Consider the following 21,368-nt stretch of genomic DNA (forward strand, 5'->3'; position numbering starts at 1 on the left):
TTATCGACAAATGGCGGCGATCTCACGGTATCCCGCGCCAGCCTGGTCAACCGGATGCCCGTCTGGCAGCTGGATGCGGCACTGCTCATCCGCCCCTTCGCCCCAGCGGATCGTGATGGTCTCCCCTGCCGTTACGCCAGAGACAAAAATATCCCCATCCGTTCCGACGATGCCGTTGTTACGATCGCCCCGGCTGTAGGCTTGCGCCCCAACCGGTGGAACGCTGTTATCCGGTCGCCTGCTGTGGATCAGCACGCTCTCCCCTCGCCAGGTTTCAAACGTCACCCGGGTGATAGCGCCACGGGTAGGCACGTTATTCTGGGTCGCCAGAGGCACGTCGAGATCGTCCGGGAAATCACGGGTGTCTAACGACCAGGTATTGTTGCGGTACGGGATCGCATTTGGCGCAACCGCATAGCCCGACGCGTCGATCCGCACGCCGGTCTGATTCATGACGCCCACGCCCTCCGCGTTCTGCGCTTCAATTAAGCTAAACGTGGTGCCCGGCGGCTGCGATAGCGTCACCCCGCCGCGGTGCGCAACGATCCCGCCCGAGAGGTTCATGCTCGTCTGCTGCATATTTTCCGCCGTGGAGTAGCCCAGCCACAGGTTCTCGGCACCGCCCCGGTAGCCCATGCTCATGTCGCCCGCCGTGCGTTCTGAATCATTCTGCTCTACCTGCACGGCATAGCTGAGGCGGTTATCTTCCAGCATGGACCCGCTTAGCCCGGCTGATGAGGAGACGTTTCCGGCACGATCGGCATGGAGATCCGTGGTCGCCGTCGCCGGATGGCTGCCAAGGCTCAGCGGCAGCGACAGCCGCAGGTTGATGCTGCTGTCATTCGAGGCGTAATGGTTACGGGTATTTTGATAGTAAAGGCTCCAGGTCACGTTACCCAGCCGCGAGGTGAGCCCCGACTGTACGGAGGTATCCGTTTTGGCCCCTTTCCAGTAATTTTGCCTGCTGAACGTCAGATAAAACTGGCTTATCTCGCCAATCTGCTGGCTCATGGAGATATCCAGCCGGGATTTTTTGGTGGCATAGCTGGCGTCATAGCTGACCTCAGGCTTTGAAACCACCCACTCAGGATCGTCCAGGCGGGTGTCGTCCCAGTAATAGGTTTTGTACCGGCCATTGTCCCAGCGGCGGCGTTCCTGAACCGATTCCTGAAAATCGTAATAGCCGGAGGACGAGTAACGGTAGCCCGCCACCTGGAAATCCGTTCGGGAATCCAAAAACGACTTGGCGTAGAGAAAGCGCGCGCTGCCCCCCTGCTCGGCATCACCGCGCGCCAGACGCGTATCCGACAAGGCAAGATCGACCGACACCGCGCCAAAATGCCCCATATTTTGACCGACGCCCAGCGCCGCGCTCTGGTAGTGCTCGGCGGAAAGCAGGCCGCCAGACAGGGTGATCGTATCGCTTATCCCGTAGGAAAGCTGGCTTTCCGCAAATCCCGGGGCATAGCCATTCGCGCCGTCATGGTACTTCCCCGCAGCGACGTCATAGTTCCACTGCCCCTTGCGCACCAGGCCCGGCAGGACGGTATAGGGGATCACCAGATTGGTTTTGCGTCCGTCCGTTTCGATAATCGTCACGAACAGATCGCCGCTCTGGCTGACCGGCACAATATCGTCGAAGGCGAACGGGCCTGGCGGTACGTTAGTGGAGTAGATCAGGTATTTATTCTGCCGCACCTCCACGCGGGCGTTGCTTTCCGCCACGCCTCTGACAATCGGCGCATAGCGCGACTGGCTCTCCGCGCGCATCAATGGCTCCGAGGCCAGCTGCGCCCCGCGAAAAGGAATGCTGTCGAATAACACCGTGCCGGTGCTCGCCTGCCCAAGCAGCAGGCGGCTCTTGAGCGAGGGAAGCGCCCTTTCCGCCCAGGACGAGACGTTTTGCCAGTGGCTCTCCTCCCCGCTTCGCTTTGTCAGGTTCGCCATATGACGAAAGCGCCACGCGCCGATATTGATGCCGTTATTGAGATAAAGATAAGCGTACTGGCTCTCCTGGCCGCTGCTCCTGACGTTGTTTGCCACCAGGTTGTAGTTTACAAAGGCGGCGTTAATGCCGTCGTCGTAACGCGTAGACGGGATCGCCCCGCGCGGCTGGGTGTGCATGCTAAGCTGGGGCACCTGAATATCCAGGCGATGCTCCGCCATCGTGAAGCCCATCGATGCCCCCGTCATCCGCTTTTCGAGGGGATAACAGCGCTCATCGTCTTCAGGGGGAATGGCGACGGACCAGTCGCGAAGCTGTTCTGCGCTGATGCAGGGGCGAAGCGATTTATCGGCGTTATCCCGCACAATCTCGACGTCGCGCTGATCGACCAGCTTCTGGTTTACATATATATCGAGTGAATAGGTTCCGGGAATAATGCCCGAGTCAGGATCAATCAAATTAATGAAAGACCGATCCCCGCTACCGTGAAAGAATGAGGTGTTATATTCACTTTGCGCCGCGCACTCGGTGCCGGTAACCAGCAAAAAGGTGAGCGCACATAAGGGAATCCATGCTCGTTGCATAATGGTTCATCCATGACATTATTAACTAACCCGCAACGATGGCTTAATTTATTTTGACGTCAGCAATGCCGCCATAATCATTGATATAGGTTAAGCCAACGATCCGCGATCCTTTTGGAAACGTGATGGTTTCACTGCTAAAAGGTGAAATCATCGGCGCGGTCAGTTTTAACAGCTGCGACTGAGGAGGTTGAATAATTAGCTGACTCAGGCTGATATGCAGCGGCCCGTTATTTTTGACGACCAAATTGCCTGCGTTCTTTACGAACGTTAAATGACTCACCTGATCCTCAAGCCTGGCGTTTAAGCCCGCTGGACGATAAAACAGCTTGAGGCGCGTCCGGATTGCCAGCTGCATCACGTTCGGCTCGCTGGCGCGCGGGGGAATTTCCTGAACGTTAATCCAGTACAGGCTTTCACGATCGGTCGGCAGTCCTTTACCGGAATAGATAAAACGCAATACCGCACTCTGGTCGGGTTTGACTTTCAGAACGGGCGGCGTGACGACCATCTCTTTGCCTGGCTTATCAGCATCTTCATCGAGCCAGGTCTGAACGATATAATTTTTCTCCGATGCGTTATGCAGCGTCAGGGAGGCAGATTTATATTCGCCAGAATAGATAACGCGTGAGCTTTCAATCTGTACGGCAGAAAAAGACGATGCGGAAAATAACGCCAATAGAATAAATGTGAGTGACTTCATGCTACCACCCTAACAGCAGGCCCGTCGGGCCTGCTTCCGTTAATATTACTGTTGTACAATAGTAAAGGTGGCCGTTGCGTTTGCTTCCCCGGAGGTTAACGCGCTCTGGTTGTAGGCAAAATAGTTTGCTTTCAGATAAAACGTGCCGCCGCCGTTATCGGCCTCAGTAATGGTGATGCTGGCATCATCTTTATCAAGGGTTTTGGATAGGGTGATATTTTTATCAGCAATATCCTTAATTTTAATCCCCACCCCTTTCGCCGTAGAAGCATCATTCGCGTTTTCTAAATCAAGAATGTTCTGTTGACCAGACGGACTCACGCCGTCGAGAACCAGATAGTAAGTACCCGGTTTGCAGTTCGTCATATTGATGGCAAAGCCGACTTCCGGGCCTTCGGCATCGCTTTGCAACCTTTCAACCGGCACCGTACCCATTGGCACATCGATTTCTGCTGCCGCACCGCCCGATATCTGGCAGGTTGACGATCCAATTTTACCAATAAACTTGAGCTTGCCGTCTGCCGCATGGGCAAAAGAGGTAGCGAGACCCATAACAACCATTGCCGCGCAAAGTGATTTCAATTTCATATACAGCTCCTTCTGTTTTTAAGACGATATAACTGGCGATTAACGATGAAGTTATTCAATTCTCGATGACGTTATAAATTTGTAGCGCATTCCAGCGAATTATTTCACTCTGAGCATCCTTCTCAGCTCATTTTGATATCCGTGGTGAGATAGTTATACAGCCCCGTCAGGCTATCAACGTGCAGCTTGGTATAAATATTGCGACGGTGAATGCTCACCATTTTTTCGCTGATATCCACCTGCCGGGAGATCTCTTTATTACCTTTCCCTGTAATAAAAAACGGCATCAGATCAATTTCCCGATGCGTCAGATTTGAGTTCTTCTTAATCATCGCCCAGGTTCGGTTGGTGATGGATTTAGAAATAATCTGCCCCGCATTATCTTTGATCATAAAACGGCCTATTTTTTCACGCGACTCGCTATTATCAATTAAAATATCCGCAACAGAGTCCAGCAAAATATTCTCGGTAATGTCAACAATACGTTCATGGGTGGTAATAATGAGAATATTATCAAACGCGTTCTTACGCTTTAACTTTAGTAGCAGCAGTAATAACCCATGATCGGCGATATAATAATCAATAATTATCGTCACCGGCGAGTCGGTCGCAAAATCACTCAGTATGCTGTACGCTTTTTTAAAGCTCAAAAAGCTGAGTTCACGTTTCTCTTTCGGACAGGTTTGTACGATTTCTTTAAGCCCAATCCTGAACCAGGCATTATCAGATACACAAATAATCATCGTCCGTAACCTTATACTGATCCATGTATAACATTCCGGGAATAAAGCCTGTGAATAGATTTAACCCTGTGCTATTGCCAAAAACTATCTAACCACCGTGCTTATTCCATGAGACATTATTCAGATCAAAGTGATTGAGATGCAAATAAGAATATGGGCAGCAAGTGTAAGAGTAATCCTAAAAATGATAATACAAAAAGTGCGATCCTCACAAAAAATCCATGCGGAATGAATTAGTTAGAAAATGTTAATTTAGGTATAACTATTCGAATACAATCCAAAAACATGCCAGAGGTATGATCCTGCGCAAGTTAACGTGAAGTTTTTAAAACACTGTTTCGCCTTCATCGATTAAATTGTATGCAGAATCATCCCCCGCGCGGTATTACAGCGACGCTTTCAAACGTCTTACCGCTTCTTTCAGCTGTTCATCCGTTGGCGTCACGAAGGACATACGCAGCGTCGCATGGTCTGGCGCGCTGCAGTAGAAGAACTCACCCGGTACAAACACCACGCCGTTGCCTAAGGTTTTTTCCAGCCAGCGCGTCGTGTTGATGCCGTTGTTCATTTTCGCCCACAGGAACATCCCGCCCTTCGGCTTGTGGAACGACATCACATCGCCCAGCTCCGCCTCCAGCTCGCTTGCGAAGGTCCGGTATTTTTGACGGTATGCCTCGCGGATCGTCGCGATCTGCCCGGCCAGGCGGCCGGTTTTCAGATACTCATAGGTCATAAGCTGCGAGAGCGTGCTGGTGTGCAGGTCGGTGGTTTGCTTCAGATTCACCACCGCGCGTTTCAGCCACTCGGGCACCAGCACCCAGCCCACGCGGGTTCCCGGCGCGAGGATTTTCGAAAAGGTGGAGGTATAGACCACGTTATCTTCGTTGCCAATATCTTTGGCGTGCGCAATCAGCGGACGGAATACGTCGTCGGTATAGCTGATTTCGCTGTACGGGTCGTCCTCAATAATAACGAAGTCATAGCGTTTAGATAATTCCACCAGCTGTTTACGGCGGGTTTCAGAAAGCGTTACGCCGCCGGGGTTACCAAACGTCGGAACGATATAGACCGCTTTGATGGTCTTATTTGCCACCAGCGCTTCGAGCTCGTCGACATTCATTCCATCCCCGTCGGTGCCCACGGATTCAAACTGCGCCTGCGCCAGGCCAAATACCTGCAGCGCGGCCAGATAAGTAGGACGTTCTACGACGACAATATCGCCCGGATTAATTAATGCGCGCGCCAGGACGTCGAGAGATTGTTGCGAACCGGACGTAATAACCACGTCGTCAGCGTGACAGGAAATACCGCGCCCGGCGCAGATCTTCTGAATTTCCTCGCGCAGCCCCGGCACGCCCTCGGTCAGCCCGTATTGAAAGGCCTCGCCAAAGTGCTGGGATAAGACGGCATCAGCGGCCATTTTCAGGCCTTCGTGATCGAAAAGCTCAGGATTGGGAATACCGCCGCCCAGCGAAATCACGCCCGCCATTTTGCTGTGTTTTAATAATTCACGGATGGCTGATGATTGCAGGCCCTGCGCGCTGCTGGCGAGTTTATTGACAGACATTCTTATCTAACCTTATTTTTTATGATGTGCTCCGTCTTAGTAGCACATGTCTGCGGCTTTGATAACTCCTTTTCGCACGCGCTGAGGCGTCACTCCGTTATAGCCACAACAACCCTGCGGGTTATTGGATATATCCTCCTAAACGCAAATATATTTTCCTTAACGACCAGAACTACCAAATTTAAGGATATTACCGCTCGGACTTTTCCGAGCTTTAGGATTAATCCCCCTTTTATTACCTCGCCAATATTTAAACAATCTTACATAAATTCACATTGCACCCTTTTTTCTTACACAGCGCGGAACATCCGATGATAGCCCGACACACTAAAGCGATAATAATATCGTCAGCCACTGGCCTGTTTTTAATGCTTTCTGCCCATGCTGCTGAGCCGGATAATCAGTTTATTATCCAGCAGCAACGCCAGAAGGCACTCGAACAACAGCTGACGCCGCCGGTGCCCGACGTGCGCCTCTCAGAGCCATCCTCCAGTTTTGGCAAAATTAACTTTCCCACCGAAACGCCCTGCTTCCCGATAACCCGCGTGGAGCTGAGCGGCCAGGATGCCCTGCCCCACTGGTTGCCCCTGCAGCGCATGGCCGATCAGGCACAGGGGCGCTGCCTGGGCGGAAAAGGGATCAACCTGCTGATGAGCACGATGCAAAACCGCATCGTCGATCACGGCTGGATCACCACCCGCGTGCTGGCCCCTTCTCAGGATTTGAAAAGCGGCATCCTGAAGCTGACCGTCGTGCCGGGCTACGTTCGCCACGTGAAGCTGACCGAGGATAGCGATGATTACATCCAGCTCTACAGCGCGTTCCCGGCGCACGAGGGCAACCTGCTGGATCTGCGCGATATCGAGCAGGGGCTCGAAAACCTGCAGCGCCTGCCGACGGTGGAAGCGAACATGGAGATCCTGCCGGGCGAAAAACCCGGTGAGAGCGACGTGGTCATCACCCGCAGGCAGAGCAAAATGTGGCGACTGGGCCTGTCGCTGGACGATGCCGGGACCGAAACCACCGGGCGCTATCAGGGCGGCGTTACGCTGTCGCTGGATAACCCCTTCTCGCTGAGCGATCTGCTGTACGTCTCCGCCAGCCACGACCTGAATGACAAGAGCGGCAAGGTCAGCAAAAACTACACCGCGCATTACTCTGTGCCTTTTGGCTACTGGATGCTCGGCGTGACGGGCAGCGATTACGACTATCACCAGACCGTCGCCGGGCTGAACGGCAACTACCGCTACAGCGGGAAAAGCAAAAACCTGGACGTGCAGCTCAGCCGCGTCCTGCACCGCAGCGGCACGCAGAAAACCACCTTCACCTATGACGTGCTGGCCCGCGAAACGCGTAACTATATCGAAGACACCGAAGTCGGCGTGCAGCGCCGTCAGACGGCGGGCTGGCGCGTAGGGCTGGAACATCGCCACTACATTGGTCAGGCCACGCTGGATGCGGGCATCAGCTACCAGCGCGGCACCCGCTGGTTTGGCGCGCGTCCAGCGCCGGAAGAGACGTTCGGCGAAGCGACCGCGCTGGGCAAGATCGCCCAGCTGAACGCCCAGCTCGATCTGCCGTTCGACATCGGCACCCAGAACTTCCGCTACAACGTGCAGTACCTGCGCCAGATCAGCAACACGCCGCTGACGCCGCAGGATCAGTTCGCCATCGGCAACCGCTGGACGGTGCGCGGCTTTGACGGCGAGCGCACCCTGAACGCCAGCCACGGCTGGTACGTGCGTAACGATCTGGCATGGAGCACGCCGCTGCCGAATCAGGAGCTGTATCTCGGCGCGGATTACGGCGAGGTGGGCGGCTACAGTTCGGATTATCTGATCGGCAAACATCTGGCAGGCGGCGTGGTGGGCCTGCGCGGCAGCGCCTTCAACACCGGTTATGACATGTTCGCGGGAACACCGTTCTCGAAGCCAGACGGGTTCACCACCAGCAACCTGACCCTCGGGTTTAACCTCAACTGGAGCTGGTGATGCGCATCGGAAATCTGGATATCAAAGCCCCGCTGATGCTCGGCGGCGAAGAGAGCGAAGCCGAGGTGCTGGGCGCAACCGTCTGGCTGTGGATGCACTCCCCGATGCACCGCGATGCCCCGCTGCACGCCCTGCCGACGCTGCTGCTGCCCATCATCAAGCGCGGGCAGTATGTGCTTATTTCGGAAAACAATCGTCCGGTGTTCTTCCTCAGCTGGGCGTGGCTCAACGAGGAGTCGGAAGCCCGCTATCTCACCCGCCCGTCGATCGAGATGAAGGAAGAGGACTGGGACAGCGGGGACAGGATCTGGTTTTGCGACTGGATCGCCCCCTTCGGGCATACCGCGCAGATGTACGCCCTGATGTGTCGCGACATCTTCCCTGACCACGTCTGCCGCGCGCTTTATCACCGGGGCGCCGAGCGCGGCAAGCGCGTCATGATTTTCCACGGCAGCCGCGTCAGCCGGGAACAAGCAAGAGAGTGGCAACGGCAACACCCGCTCGCCGTGAAACTGCCGGAAGCGTTTAGAGGAACGAACCATGAATAAGAACCTGTACCGAATTGTCTTTAACAAAGCGCGCGGCATGCTGATGGTGGTGGCCGACATCGCCCGCTCCGGCCGCGCCGGTTCATCCCGTTCTTCCGGCATTGGCCATACGCACAGCCAGATTATTGGCAAGGTCAGCGCCCTCAGCCTAAGCCTGTGGCTGGCGATGGGTGCCGTACACACGGCGCAGGCCGCCATTGTTGCCAACACCGGCGCGCCCAAAAACCAGCAGCCGACGGTGATCAAAAGCGCCAACGGCACGCCGCAGGTCAATATCCAGACGCCATCGAAGGCGGGCGTGTCGCGCAACAACTACACCCGGTTCGACGTGGATAAAAACGGGGCCATCCTCAACAACTCCCACAAAAACGTGCAGACCAACCTCGGCGGCATGGTGGCGGGCAACCCGTGGCTCGCCAAAGGGGAAGCCAAAGTTATTCTCAACGAAGTCAGCTCGCGCGATCCGAGCAGGCTGAACGGCATGATTGAGGTTGCGGGGAAAAAAGCCCAGGTGGTGATAGCGAACCCGTCGGGCATTACCTGCAGCGGCTGCGGATTTATCAACGCCAACCGCGCCACCCTGACCACCGGCCAGGCGCAGATGAAGGACGGCCAGCTGACGGGCTATAAGGTCGATCGCGGTGAAGTGGTGGTGGACGGCGCCGGGATGGATACCTCCGGCGCGGATTACACCGACATCATCGCCCGCTCGGTGAAGGTGAACGCCGGGCTGTGGGCGAAAGACCTCAAGGTCACGACCGGGCGCAACACGGTAGATGCGGCCCATGAGAAGATTGAGAAAGGCAGCGATGACGCCACCGCACGCCCCCAGCTGGCTGTGGACGTCTCCAGCCTCGGCGGCATGTACGCGGGTAAAATCCGCATGGTCGGCACCGAGCGCGGCGTGGGCGTACGCAACGCCGGGGCGATGGGCGCGCAGGCGGGCAACGTTATCATTACCGCCGACGGACGCATTGAGAACAGCGGCACCGTGCGCGCCAGCGACAGCGCAACCGTCCAGACCGCCGGCGAGCTGTCTAACAGCGGCGTGCTGACCGCGGCAAACAACGTGCGGGTCAAGGCCGCCAGCCTCACCGGCAGCAAAGAGAGCGTGCTGGCCGCCGGGGTTAAAGGCGACGGCAAGCTGGCCGATGCGGGCGATTTGCAGCTCAGCACCAGCGGGCAGCTAAGCGCCCACGGGCAAACCCTGGCGGGCGGGAACCTGAGCGCCAGCGGCCAGGGCGTGGACCTCAGCGACAGCCAGACGCAGGGAAAACGCGTGCAAATCGAGGGCGGCGCGGGGGATGTGAAAACGGCCCGCGCGAAGGTTAACGCCAGCGAGCTGACTATTCGCACCGGCAGGATGCTCGACAATACCGGCGGTACGCTGGGCGCGGCGAATAACGTGCAGATTAACGCCGGGTCCGTCGACAATACCCAGGGCAAGGTGATTGCCGTCGCGGGTAAAAACCACATGACGGCCGACTCGCTTAACAACGAGCAGGGGCTGATTTCTGCGGTTGCCGGTGACGGCGAGATCGCCACCCGGCAGACCATCAACAATACCAAAGGCCGCATCGAAGCCGCCAAAACCCAGCGCATCACCGCGTCGGGCGTAACCAACCAGCAGGGCGTGATTGTCGCCGATGGCGCGACCCTTGCGCTGAACGGCGGTACGCTGGACAACCGGTCCGGCTCCCTGCTCTCTCAGGGGGCGCTGAGCCTTGAGAGCGGCACGCTGAACAACCAGAGCGGCTTCCTCGCCAGCAGCGGTGATTTCACGCTGAACAGCGGCGATGTGGATAACACTCTCGGCCAGATTGGCGCGAACCAGCGCCTGAACGCGTCGTTTGCCTCCCTGAACAACGGCGGCGGCGCGGTGAAATCCGTGGACGCGATGACGCTCAACGGCAGCCTGCTGGATAACACCAACGGGACGACCTTCTCCGGCACCAGCCTTGCCTTCACGGGTGACGCGCTGATCAACAACGCCGGACAGCTGGCGGCGGCTGACGGCCTGTCCCTTAACGCGGCAAGCCAGCTGAGCAACGTCTCCGGCGTGCTGCAGGGCAACGGCGTGAACGTCACCACCGGGGCGCTGGATAACGCCTCCGGCACGCTTAACAGCCTTGGCGCGCTGAACCTCTCAACCGGGAACCTGAACAATCAGGCGGGCACGCTGGCCGCAGCGGATAGCGCCGACATCGCCGCCAGCAGCATCGACAACCGCAGCGCGGGGCGCGTGATTGGCAGCGCGAACACCGCCCTGCACAGCGATACCCTGCAAAACAGCGGCGGGCAGATCCAGACCGTGGGCGATCTGCTGATCGACAGCGCCAGAGGCCTGGTGGATAACGCCTCGGGCCTTATCCGCAGCGGCAAATCGGTCACGGTCAACGCCCTCAACTTTGTTAACCAAAACACCCTTGGTGAAAATCAGGGGCTGGAAGGCCAGAGCGTCGCCGTCAACACGAATGCCGTCGACAACCAGAGCGGCAGCATTCTGGCGAATGACGCCCTCAGCGTGCGCGCCAGCGGCGTGTTGAACAACAGCGCAGGCGCGCTGGCCTCGGCCGGTACGCTGGATCTCAGCGGAAGCGGGCTGGATCTGATCAACGCCGGCGGCACGGTTAAGGCTGGCAAAGCGCTCAGCGTTGCGGCGCAAAACCTTGATGCCAGCGGCCAGCTGCTGTCGCTCGGGGATATGACGCTGAGTAGCGCAAGCGGAGTGAACAACAGCGGGAGCACCATTGCCAACGGCAACCTCAGCTTCACCACGCCGGGCGAGTTCACCAACAGCGGCAGGCTGATCGCGGGCAGCGCGCTGAGCCTGCAGAGCGCCAGCCTCACCAACGCCGCCAGCGGCGAGATTAACGCCGGGAGCAATACGCTAAGCGCGACCGGCACCGTGCTGAACTACGGCCTGATTGACGGCATCCACACCCGCATTAACGCCGATACGCTGACCAACGTCGGTACCGGGCGCATTTACGGTGACGCCGTGGGCGTGAACGCTATCACCTTCAACAACCTGGCCGAAAACGGCACGGCGGCGACGCTTGCCGGGCGCGAGCGCGTGGATCTGGGCATACAGACGCTGAACAACGTCGGACACGGCCTGATCTACAGCGCCGGTACGATGCAGATTGGCGGCGCGCTGGACGAAAGCGGCGCGGCGACCGGGCGCGCGGGCGCGATTAATAACCACAGCTCCACCATCGAGTCCGCCGGGGACATGGCGATTGCCGCCTCGCAGATCAATAACATCAACGATAACTTCTCCACCGAAGTGGTGCAGGTTTCGCAGGAACAGCTCACCGAATATCAGCACACCGGCTCAACCAGCCGCTGGAAGGCCGGTGACGACGGCGTCTGGGTGGACGGCAACTCCTCGGACGGCCTGCGTAACCTGAATACGCCGGAACATACGGGCGCGAACTACGACGATTTCAACCAGTACGATTACACCCGCACCGTGGATGAAACGCGGATTAAGGAGAGCGATCCGGCGAAGATCCTCTCCGGCGGCAGCATGACCCTGACGGGCGACAGGCTGTTTAACGACAACAGCCAGGTCGTGGCGGGCGGCACGCTGCTGATTGACCAGCTGGGCAGCGTGCAGAATGACGACGTCAGCGGCGTGCGTTATACCACCGACAGCGGCACCGTGACCCACTACTACCGCATCCGTCACAAAGGCGATGACGAGCAGGGGCGCAGCGCCACGGCGTATACCCCGCCAACCGCCATTCAGAGCATCTCCCTGAAGCCGGGCCAGGTCGTCAGCAACGGCAGCGTGGAGGGCAGCAACCTCAGCATCACGCCGCTGGTGCTGCAGGGCACGGGCGTCGACATTGGTCAGGCTGCGGGGGTCAGCGCCGCGCCGCAGCACACCGTCAAGCCGGGCGAACCCGTTACGCCGCCGGCAGGCCAGGAGTTTGAGGTGACGCCAGCCGATGGCGCCATCCGCATAATCGGCCCGAACACCACCCTGCCGGACAACAGCCTGTTTAAGGTTAACCCGTCGGCGGACGTGCCGTATCTGGTCGAAACCGACCCGCGCTTTACCAACGAGCGCCAGTGGCTCGGCAGCGACTATATGCAGAACGCGTTTACCGACGATGGCGACAACACGCTGAAGCGGCTGGGCGATGGCTATTACGAGCAGCGGCTGGTGCGTGAGCAGGTGGTGGGCATCACCGGCCAGCGCTACCTGGACGGTTACAGCAATGATGAAGAGCAGTTTAAGTCGTTAATGGATAAAGGCATTACCTTCGGCAAGGCCTATAACCTCAAGCTCGGCGTGGCGCTCACGCCAGAGCAGATGGCGCTGCTGACCGGGGATATCGTCTGGCTGGTTAACACCCAGGTCAAAATGCAGGACGGCTCAATGCAGACCGTGCTGGTTCCGCAGGTGTACGCCAAGGTTAAACAGGGCGATATCGATGGCTCCGGCGCGCTGATTGCCGGGAACAACGTGTCGATGAAGCTCAACGGCGACCTGTTCAACAGCGGTACCATTGCCGGGCGCAAGGTGCTGCAGCTGGACGCAGACAACATTACCAACCAGTCAGGCATCATCAGGGCGGCGGACGTCAGCCTGAATGCCAGGACCGACATCAACAACGTCGGCGCAGCCATCGTCGGCGACAGCAGCGTGCTGGCTAACGCCGGGCGCGATATTAACGTCACCACCACGACCGCCAGCGCACAGAGCGTGAACGGGGAAAATAGCTTCGCGCGCACCACCATCGACAGCGTTTCCGGCATTTACGTTCAGGGCGACGACGGCAAGCTCGCGCTGCAGTCCGGGCGCGACATCACCCTGACCGGTGCGCAGGTGATTGCCAGCGGCGAGAACGGCAAAGCGCAGCTGGTTGCGGGACGCAACGTGGATCTCAATACGGTCACGACCGCCAGCAGCGACGACCTGGTCTGGGATGCGGACAACACGCTCAGGCAGAGCAGCGTCGATCGTAACGGCAGCGTTCTCACCGGCACCGGCGGCGTAGCCGTCTCGGCAGGTCAGGACATTAACGTCCGGGGCTCATCCGTCACCTCCGACGGCGCGCTGGCCATGGCGGCGAAAAACAACGTCAACATCGAAGGCGTGCTTAACGAAAGCCAGCTCGACGAGCGTCATAAAGTGGTAGGCGGCAACGGCTGGCTGTCAAAAACCACCACCAAAACCCGCGATACGGTAGACCGGCAAACGGTGCAGGGAAGCGAGCTGAGCGCCGATTCGGTTAACATCAGCGCCGGGAAAGATCTCACCGTAGCGGGCAGCAGCGTCGTCGGCACGGGTGACGTCGCGCTGCGCGCCGGAAACGATCTGACGCTCACCAGCATGGGCGGACGCAACGACGAAACGCACCTGAAGCAAGAGAAAAAATCGGGCCTGCTGAGTTCGGGCGGAATTGGCTTCACCGTGGGATCCCGCAAAGAGACCACCGAGCAGGCAAGCCAGGCGCTGGCGGGTCAGGGGTCGATGGTCGGCAGCCTGCAGGGCGATACGCTTCTGCTGGCGGGTAACGACTACCGCCAGACCGGCAGCACCGTCGCCTCGCCAAACGGCAACGTCGGCATTCAGGGGAAAAACGTCACCATCGAGGCGGCGGAAAACACCTACGCCTCGCAGTACAAACGTACCGTGGAGCAGAAAGGCTTTACCCTGGCGGTGAACGTGCCGGTCGTACAGGCGCTGCAAAGCGTGATGGCGTCGACCGAGAAGGTCGGGCAGAGCAACAACGACCGCATCAATATGCTGGCCGCCGCCAACGCCGCGTGGGACAGCGCGCGCGCCGCTAACACCATGATGAGCGCCGCGCAGGGCGTGATGGCCAACGGCGCCCAGGCCGCTGCGCAAAACGTGAGCGTGTCGCTGACCTACGGCCAAAGCAAGCAGACGCACACCCAGACCAACGACAGCACCACGGCGCTGGCAAGTAAGGTGAATGCCGGCAAGCAGGCCGTGGTGGTCGCCACCGGCGGCGAGACGTCGGATATCAACATCGTTGGCTCCGACGTGAGCGGTAAGCAAGGCACCACGCTGTTTGCCGATAACGACATCAATATCGTGGCGGCGCAGCAGGAGAGCCACGATCGCAGCACCGATAACTCCAGCGGCTGGAACGCCGGGATCGCGGTCAGCTACGGCCAGGGCGGCGCATCCTTCGGCGTTACCGCTGGCGCAAACAAAGGCAAAGGCTACGGTAACGGGGATGAAGTCTCCTGGCGCAACAGCCACGTGGGCGATATGGACGGGCAGACCCGCATTATCAGCGGCGGCGACACCACGCTGCGCGGGGGGCAGCTCCTCGGCAAAGGGGTGGATATCACCGCTGAGAACCTCAATATCGAGAGCCTGCAGGACACCATGACCTACAAAGGCGAGCAGAAGAGCATGGGCGGCCAGGTCACCGTGGGCTACGGCTTTGCGGCGTCCGGTAACTATGGTCAGTCGAAGGTGGATGCGAATTACGCCTCGGTGCAGGAGCAGTCCGGCGTCTTTGCGGGCGGCGATGGCTACAACATCAACGTGAAGGATCGTACCGAACTGATCGGCGGGATCATCACCTCCAGCGAGAGCGCCGAGCTGGCGGGTAAAAACCAGTTCAGTACCGGCACGCTGGGCTGGCGCGACGTGCAGAACACCTCGGAATTTGAGGGTAACGGTTTTGGCATTGGCGGCTCGGTAAGCCACAACGCCGACGCGGGTACGAATAAAAACGTGACCTTCGGCATCGGCCACGATAGCGGTAGCGACAGCGGTACCACCCGCAGCGGCATTAACACCAGCAATATCACCCTCACCAACCCGGACGGCCAGCAGCAGGCCATTGAGGGCGTGAAGACCGATATCACCACCGAGACCGCCGCGGCGAACTCCGGGGCGATTAAGAACAATTTCGACAAAGACGAGGTGTTCAAAGAGCTAAACCTTCAGGTCAGCGTCACCCGCGATTTCAAAGAGAATGCGAATCGTCAGATTGGCGAGTACCTCGACGACAAGCAGGCCGCAGCCCGTAAGGTTCTTCAGGACGCCATCAAAACCGGCGATAAAGCGAAGCAAGATGCTGCGATGGAGGATATATACAAACTGCAGTATCAGCGCCGCTTCCTGCAAACGCTGGTGGGTGTCGTTGCCGGGTCGCCGGATGCTGCGATAACCCAGGGCACGCTGTCGCTGGCGGCGACGAAAATGCGTGAGGAAACGCTTAAAAACTCCCTGATCTTCCCGGGGGTCGTCGATAAAGACGGCAACGTGATCAGCAATGTCTCCGGCCCAAGCGACGGACTCTACGACGGCGTTAAGCTCGGGGGCGTCCGCGTTGGCCTCGACTTCATCTGCGGCGACAACAACATCCGCTGCGTAAACGATGAGAACAACAATCACGCCCTTATTCTCGACGACAGAGGCCGGGTTCAGTACAAAGGGGATGACCGTCATAAGACGTTCGACGCCCTGCTGGAAGACCGTACGGTATCTGACGGGCTTTATGGCCCGACCGGCGGATTCCAGGGCGGCGTGGGGATGATGAGCTCGTGGACCTATTCAGCGGGTTCATTCTTTGACGATCTTGTTGAAAGCTATGCCGGAACCCATGATTTGGTTGGCGGTCAGTTGCCCGGTTTTTATGATAACGCGGGTAATACCGGCCGGGATCGCAACCCGCTGGTTACCACGGCGGCCAATACCTGGACCATTGCAGCCATTCCAATTGCCACACCGTTTGCCATGAGCGAGCTGGTGTCGCCTGAGCTGCTGCAGTTTATTTTCTCAACCTCTCAGTGAGTGAGCGAACCATGAAAAAAAGCCTGCTTCTTCTGTTGCCCTTCCTGCTCACCGGCTGCGTAGTGGACAGTAAGGATTCATCCAATTACCAGTACGTGAAATACGCCCAGACCTTCCAGAAGCTGGATAACACCGGGCGTACCGACACCGCTCAGCGTAAAGAAGATCTTTACAGCTGCGGGGTGCCCAGACGCGCCAATCTGGATGACGGTAGCTGGAACGGGGGCAGCGCCCGGCCAGGGCAAACGCTTCAGGAAGTGGTTGCCAGAGAAGAGAAAATCTCAGGCTGCATGAAAGCCAAGGGCTACAAGGTGTATGGCTTCGATGAGTGCGGCCCGCTAAAGGCGCCGACCGGGCTGTGCCCGAACTGACTTTATCACCTTATCTGGCGCGGATTACCGCGCCCGTATTGCCGGAGCGTTCCGGCAATCATTAAAAAAAACGACGAAAGGATGACGGTAAATGAAAAAAATATCTCTGGCGGTACTTATCGCGGCAAGCCTGACGAGCGGCGCTGCGCTGGCGGATAACCAGACGGTTTCCGTTGGCTATGCGCAGAGCAAAATCGAAGACTTCAAAAATATCCGCGGCGTTAACGCGCAGTATCGCTACGAGTGGGATTCCCCGTGGAGCGTTATGGGTTCATTCACCTACATGAGCGGCGATGAGGACGAACATTACTATGTTGCTTCTGATTCGGTGAAAAACCACGTTGAGGCAAAGTATTACTCCCTGCTGGTGGGCCCGGCCTACCGCATTAATGAGTACGTTTCCCTGTACGCGCTGGGCGGCGTCGCGCACGTCAAAGCGGACGGCGACACCAAATGGGTGAACGCGGGCGACGGTTTTACCCAGAAGGACAGCATCTCCGAAAAATCGACCTCTTTCGCCTACGGCGCGGGCGTGCAGTTTAACCCAACGCCAGAGCTGGCGATTAACGTTGGCTACGAAGGCACCAACGCGGATCTGGACGGCAATCGTTCCATCAACGGGTTTAACGTGGGCGTGGGTTATCGGTTCTAAGCCCCCTTTTCGCCTGACCCGGCCTACGGACCGGGTTTTGTACGCCCGGTAAGCGCAGCGCCACCGGGCATGACAGACCGCACAACATGCGCAATAAACTGCGTGAGCTTCGGCAGGGGCCGGAGATCCTGCCGCCACAGCAGATGCACCGGCCTTGGCTCAGGCGTGAATTTCTCCAGCACCCGTACCAGCTTTCCGCTCGCCAGCTCTTCCGCCACCAGCACCTCAGGCTGCAGCAGCAGCCCCGCTCCCGCTCTCGCCGCCATCCTCAGCCCGTAGCCGTCGTTGCATCTTAAGATCGCGTCCCGCTTCCAGCGCACCTCCCCTTCCACGCCCGGCAGCCGCCACTCGTTGCGCGCCGTCCATACCGTGTGGGACAGGCACAGATGATCCACCAGATCGGCAGGGGTTTGCGGCGTACCGTGGCGGGCCAGATAGTCCGGCGCGGCGCAAATGACCATTCGGTACGGACAGAGGTATTTCGCCACCAGATCGTCGTTGCGAACGTCACCGATGCGGATCGCCAGATCGACGCCTTCATCCACCAGGTCCACCATCCGGTTAGTGAGATCCAGCTCCACGCGCACGTCGGGAAAGCGCTGCAAAAAGGCGGCGGTGAGCGGCGCAATCACGCAGCCGCCAAACGACGTGGGCGCCGTCACGCGCAGGGTGCCGGCGGGTGCGGCACGCAGGCGCTCCACCGCGCTTTCAGCAACGATGACCTGCTCCAGCACCCGCTTTGCCTCTTCAAAATAGACGCGTCCGGCATCGGTCAAACTTTGTCGGCGCGTGTTGCGCTCCAGCAGCCGCGTGCCGAGCCGGGATTCCAGCAGGGCAACGTACTTGCCCACCATCACCGCCGACATCTCCAGCCGTGCCGCCGCGCGGGTGAAGCTGCCGCTTTCCACCACCGCAACGAACGTTTCCATGCCGCGTAGCTTATCCATATTCCAAACCTCTGGTTAGTAATCATCTAACGTTAGTCCAGTTTATCTGACTTTTTATTTATTAAAGAATGAAGGCTCACAACGTTAAGGAGTCTGCTATGAAAATCGTGATTATTGGTGCCAGCGGCACGGTCGGCCGTGCAGTTACGGAAGAGTTAAGCCGTCGCCACGAGGTCATTCGCGTCGGCCGTACGCAGGGCGACCATCAGGTGGATATCACCTCGCAGGAGAGCGTGCAGGCGCTGTTTGAAAAGACTGGCCCGGTGGATGCGATTGTCTCCGCCAGCGGCGGCCTGCACTTTGGCCCGCTCGCCACCATGAGGGACAGCGATTTCAACCAGGGGCTGCAGGATAAGCTGCTCGGGCAGGTGCGCCTGGCCCTGACCGGCCAGCACCACCTGAACGAAGGCGGTTCGATTACGCTGATAAGCGGCATTGTGGCGCACGAGCCGATCGCGCAGGGCGTGAATGCCACCACGGTGAACGCGGCGCTGGAAGGCTTTGTTCGCGCCGCGGCCTGTGAGCTGCCGCGCGGCATTCGCATCAACCTGATTAGCCCGACGGTGTTGACGGAATCCGCCGAGGCGTACGACGGCTTCTTCCCGGGCTTTGAAAGCGTGCCCGCCGCCACCGTGGCGCTGGCCTACCGCCGCAGCGTGGAAGGCGTGCAGAGCGGGCGGGTGTACAGGGTCGGTTACTGAGCCTTACGGGCGGCGATCAGCACCAGCATCGGGCGTTCAGCCTCTTCGGCCAGCGCGGGCCAGGCGTCAATCTGCGCCTGCGTTGGGCCCCATTCGTTGACCTCATCGATCGTCAGTCCGGCCTTGATTAGCGCGTTGAGCGTGGTGCCGAGCGTGCGGTGATACTTGATAACGCCGTCCGCCAGCCAGTTGCTGACGCGCTGGCCCTCTTCCTGATAATGGTTGACGCCCCAGAACCGCTCGCCGCTGTCGTCGGTCAGCCAGCCCTGACGGCTCGCGCAGGTGTATATCGGGTGCTCCATCGAAAAGACCAGGCTGCCGCCGGGCTTGAGCGCGCGCTGAACCTTCGCAAACAGGGAGTCCAGCTCCGGCAGATAGTGCAGCGCCAGCGAGCTGTAGATCAAATCAAGGCCGTTCTCGTTGAGCGTGAGAGATTCCAGATCGCTACGCTGATAGTGAATTCGTGGGTCATCCGTCATTTCAGCCGCGCGGGCGAGCATCTTTTCGGAAATATCGACACCGATGACGTCAGCCGCGCCCAGCTCGCGCGCTGCGCGGCAGAACCAGCCGTAGCCGCAGCCGAGATCGACAACCGATTTGCCGGTTAAATCCGGCAGCATGGCCTTAAGCGCGGGCCACTCCGGCGCGCCGTCCAGACCCTGCACCGAGCGCGGAAGCTGGGCGTAGCCCTCGAAAAACGCCAGGTTATCGTAGATGTTTTGTGCCATGGCAGATCCCTCTTTAAGAATGTGACTCCCAGTATAAAGCATTGCCGGGTGGCGGCTTCGCCTTACCCGACCTACAAAATCTCCGAACCGTAGGCCGGGTAAGCGCAGCGCCACCCGGCTCGCTTTTAGCCCACAGTACCCCAGACCAGGTTGCCCTTGTGGAACGTCGCGGTACGCGGTGAAATGCGCGCCACGGCCTCGGCGGAGCAGGAGGCGTCCACCAGCACAAAGCTGGCGTCGTCCTGCGCCTTCGGCCACACGCGCTCGCCTTTGTCGTTCAGCGGCAGCACGTCGCCGGTGGCGATACCGAGCGCGCGGGAAAGCGTCTGCTCGTTGGGGCGGATGTAGAGCTGCGCATAGAGATTCGCTTTCTCCAGCATGTCCCCCAGGCCATACGGCGACCAGTGGTCGATCACGCTGTCGGTCCCCGTCATCACGAACACGCCCTTCTCGCGCAGCTGCTTCAGCGGCATGTGCAGGGTGCCAATCGGCACGGTGGAGGCGATGGTCACCTGCTGCGCCGCCATGCGGGTGGCGATCTCATCCACCTGCTGCTCGTTGAGCGTCGCCAGCGCGAAGGCGTGGCTGATGGTCAGCCTGCCCTTCAGCTCCGGCGTTTTCTCCACGGTTTCCACCATGTAGTTCACCGCCGCCACGCCCGCCGGGCTGGTTTCGTGCAGGTGAATATCCACCCCTTTGTCGTAGTCCAGCGCAATCTGGAACATCAGATCGAGGGATTTCTCCATCGCGCCGTCCACGTTCGTCGGGTCCAGCCCGCCCACGTAGTGCGCCCCGGCCTGCATCGCCTCGCGCATCAGCTTTTCTGCATTCGACAGCAGCAGGCCGTGCTGCGGGAAGGCAACGATTTCGCAGTCAAAGCCTGCGCTTCTGCGAGCTAATACCGCCTGCAGATTTTCCAGATTCTTCAGCCCGGAAACCGGCTCAATATTGCAGTGGCTGCGGGCGACCGTGGAACCTTTCGACTGGATCAGGTCGATCAGCTTTTCCGCGCGCTCCTGGGTGTAGGGCTGCAGCTCCGGCAGCAGCTTCTGCTCAAGGCGGATCATGTCCTGAATGGTGGTGCCCGCCGGACGGTTCAGCGAGCGCCACGGGCCGCCGTAGAAGGTTTTATCCAGATGGATGTGCATGTCGCGCATCGCCGGGAGCATTAGCTTTTTACCCGCGTCGTAGTGCGGCAGCGCAGCGTCGGCGTGGCTGCCGTTGTCGCGCAGGGCGACGATCTTTCCGTCTTTGATTTCCAGCGTTTTCAGCTCGGTGCGGGTGCTCGTCGCCACGCTGCCGTCAAAATTGAACCCGGCCTCCAGCAGCACGTTGTCGAGGTAGTAGTGTTTTGCGGTGATGCTCATCGGTTTGCCCGTCTCGCAGGTTGGCTTTGCGGTATCCGCAGCATACGCGACGGAGCCGGTGGCGCCAAACAGCGCGCAGGCGGTGACCATTTTGCCGCTCTGGCTAATAAACTCGCGGCGGCTTTTATTTTCACTCAT

At 58.9% G+C, this 21,368-nt stretch carries 14 protein-coding genes; 6 read left to right on the forward strand and 8 right to left on the reverse strand.

The annotated features are described in order from the left end of the window. From VPX56_RS17295 to VPX56_RS17315, 5 genes are all read right to left on the reverse strand, one after another. Entirely contained in the window at positions 1–2,529 is a 2,529-nt protein-coding gene (locus VPX56_RS17295; protein ID WP_326467921.1) for a fimbria/pilus outer membrane usher protein, read from the reverse strand. A 43-nt stretch (positions 2,530–2,572) separates the two neighbouring features. Next, positions 2,573–3,232, reverse strand: coding sequence for a fimbrial biogenesis chaperone (locus VPX56_RS17300; protein ID WP_326467923.1), 660 nt, complete (start codon positions 3,230–3,232; stop codon positions 2,573–2,575). Positions 3,233–3,277: 45 nt separating this feature from the next. Continuing rightward, positions 3,278–3,820, reverse strand: coding sequence for a fimbrial protein (locus tag VPX56_RS17305; protein WP_326467925.1), 543 nt, complete (start codon positions 3,818–3,820; stop codon positions 3,278–3,280). 122 nt (positions 3,821–3,942) lie between these two features. Next, positions 3,943–4,563, reverse strand: coding sequence for a LuxR C-terminal-related transcriptional regulator (locus VPX56_RS17310; RefSeq protein WP_131633804.1), 621 nt, complete (start codon positions 4,561–4,563; stop codon positions 3,943–3,945). A gap of 385 nt (positions 4,564–4,948) precedes the next feature. Beyond that, positions 4,949–6,130 (reverse strand): aminotransferase-like domain-containing protein, encoded by a 1,182-nt coding sequence (locus VPX56_RS17315; RefSeq protein WP_326467928.1) that lies wholly within the window; start codon positions 6,128–6,130, stop codon positions 4,949–4,951. A gap of 368 nt (positions 6,131–6,498) precedes the next feature. Here VPX56_RS17315 and VPX56_RS17320 point away from each other — a divergent pair, with 368 nt between their 5' ends. The 5 genes from VPX56_RS17320 to VPX56_RS17340 all read left to right on the forward strand — a co-directional run bounded on the left by VPX56_RS17320 (position 6,499) and on the right by VPX56_RS17340 (position 17,487). Beyond that, positions 6,499–8,121, forward strand: coding sequence for a ShlB/FhaC/HecB family hemolysin secretion/activation protein (locus tag VPX56_RS17320; RefSeq protein WP_326467930.1), 1,623 nt, complete (start codon positions 6,499–6,501; stop codon positions 8,119–8,121). Then, positions 8,121–8,669: a toxin-activating lysine-acyltransferase gene (locus VPX56_RS17325; protein ID WP_131633801.1), complete on the forward strand. Its 549-nt coding sequence runs from the start codon at positions 8,121–8,123 to the stop codon at positions 8,667–8,669. The genes VPX56_RS17320 and VPX56_RS17325 overlap by 1 nt, the downstream gene beginning before the upstream one ends. Beyond that, positions 8,662–16,464 (forward strand): two-partner secretion domain-containing protein, encoded by a 7,803-nt coding sequence (locus VPX56_RS17330; RefSeq protein ID WP_326467933.1) that lies wholly within the window; start codon positions 8,662–8,664, stop codon positions 16,462–16,464. Before VPX56_RS17325 ends, VPX56_RS17330 begins: the two co-directional genes overlap by 8 nt. Before the next feature lie 11 nt (positions 16,465–16,475). Continuing rightward, a complete protein-coding gene (locus VPX56_RS17335) occupies positions 16,476–16,835 on the forward strand; it encodes a hypothetical protein (RefSeq protein ID WP_326467935.1) in 360 nt (119 codons plus the stop codon). Positions 16,836–16,926: 91 nt separating this feature from the next. Then, complete coding sequence (locus tag VPX56_RS17340; RefSeq protein ID WP_326467937.1) at positions 16,927–17,487, forward strand: Ail/Lom family outer membrane beta-barrel protein; 561 nt, start codon at positions 16,927–16,929, stop codon at positions 17,485–17,487. A 23-nt stretch (positions 17,488–17,510) separates the two neighbouring features. On the opposite strand, the gene VPX56_RS17345 is transcribed toward VPX56_RS17340, so the two are convergent. Beyond that, positions 17,511–18,434 carry a LysR family transcriptional regulator gene (locus tag VPX56_RS17345; RefSeq protein ID WP_326467939.1) on the reverse strand — a complete coding sequence of 308 codons (924 nt, stop codon included), beginning with the start codon at positions 18,432–18,434 and terminating at the stop codon, positions 17,511–17,513. A 98-nt stretch (positions 18,435–18,532) separates the two neighbouring features. On the opposite strand from VPX56_RS17345, the gene VPX56_RS17350 reads away from it, so the two are divergent. Further along, the gene (locus tag VPX56_RS17350; protein WP_326467940.1) at positions 18,533–19,135 is read left to right on the forward strand and encodes a short chain dehydrogenase; all 603 of its coding nucleotides are present in this window, start codon (positions 18,533–18,535) and stop codon (positions 19,133–19,135) included. Here the strand turns inward: VPX56_RS17350 and VPX56_RS17355 are convergent. Both VPX56_RS17355 and VPX56_RS17360 read right to left on the reverse strand, forming a co-directional pair. After that, positions 19,129–19,863: a class I SAM-dependent methyltransferase gene (locus tag VPX56_RS17355; protein WP_326467941.1), complete on the reverse strand. Its 735-nt coding sequence runs from the start codon at positions 19,861–19,863 to the stop codon at positions 19,129–19,131. The genes VPX56_RS17350 and VPX56_RS17355 overlap by 7 nt on opposite strands. A gap of 125 nt (positions 19,864–19,988) precedes the next feature. Further along, a complete protein-coding gene (locus tag VPX56_RS17360; protein WP_326467943.1) occupies positions 19,989–21,368 on the reverse strand; it encodes an amidohydrolase family protein in 1,380 nt (459 codons plus the stop codon).

It is taken from the genome of Enterobacter wuhouensis, assembly GCF_035835995.1.
Lineage (GTDB): Bacteria > Pseudomonadota > Gammaproteobacteria > Enterobacterales > Enterobacteriaceae > Enterobacter > Enterobacter wuhouensis.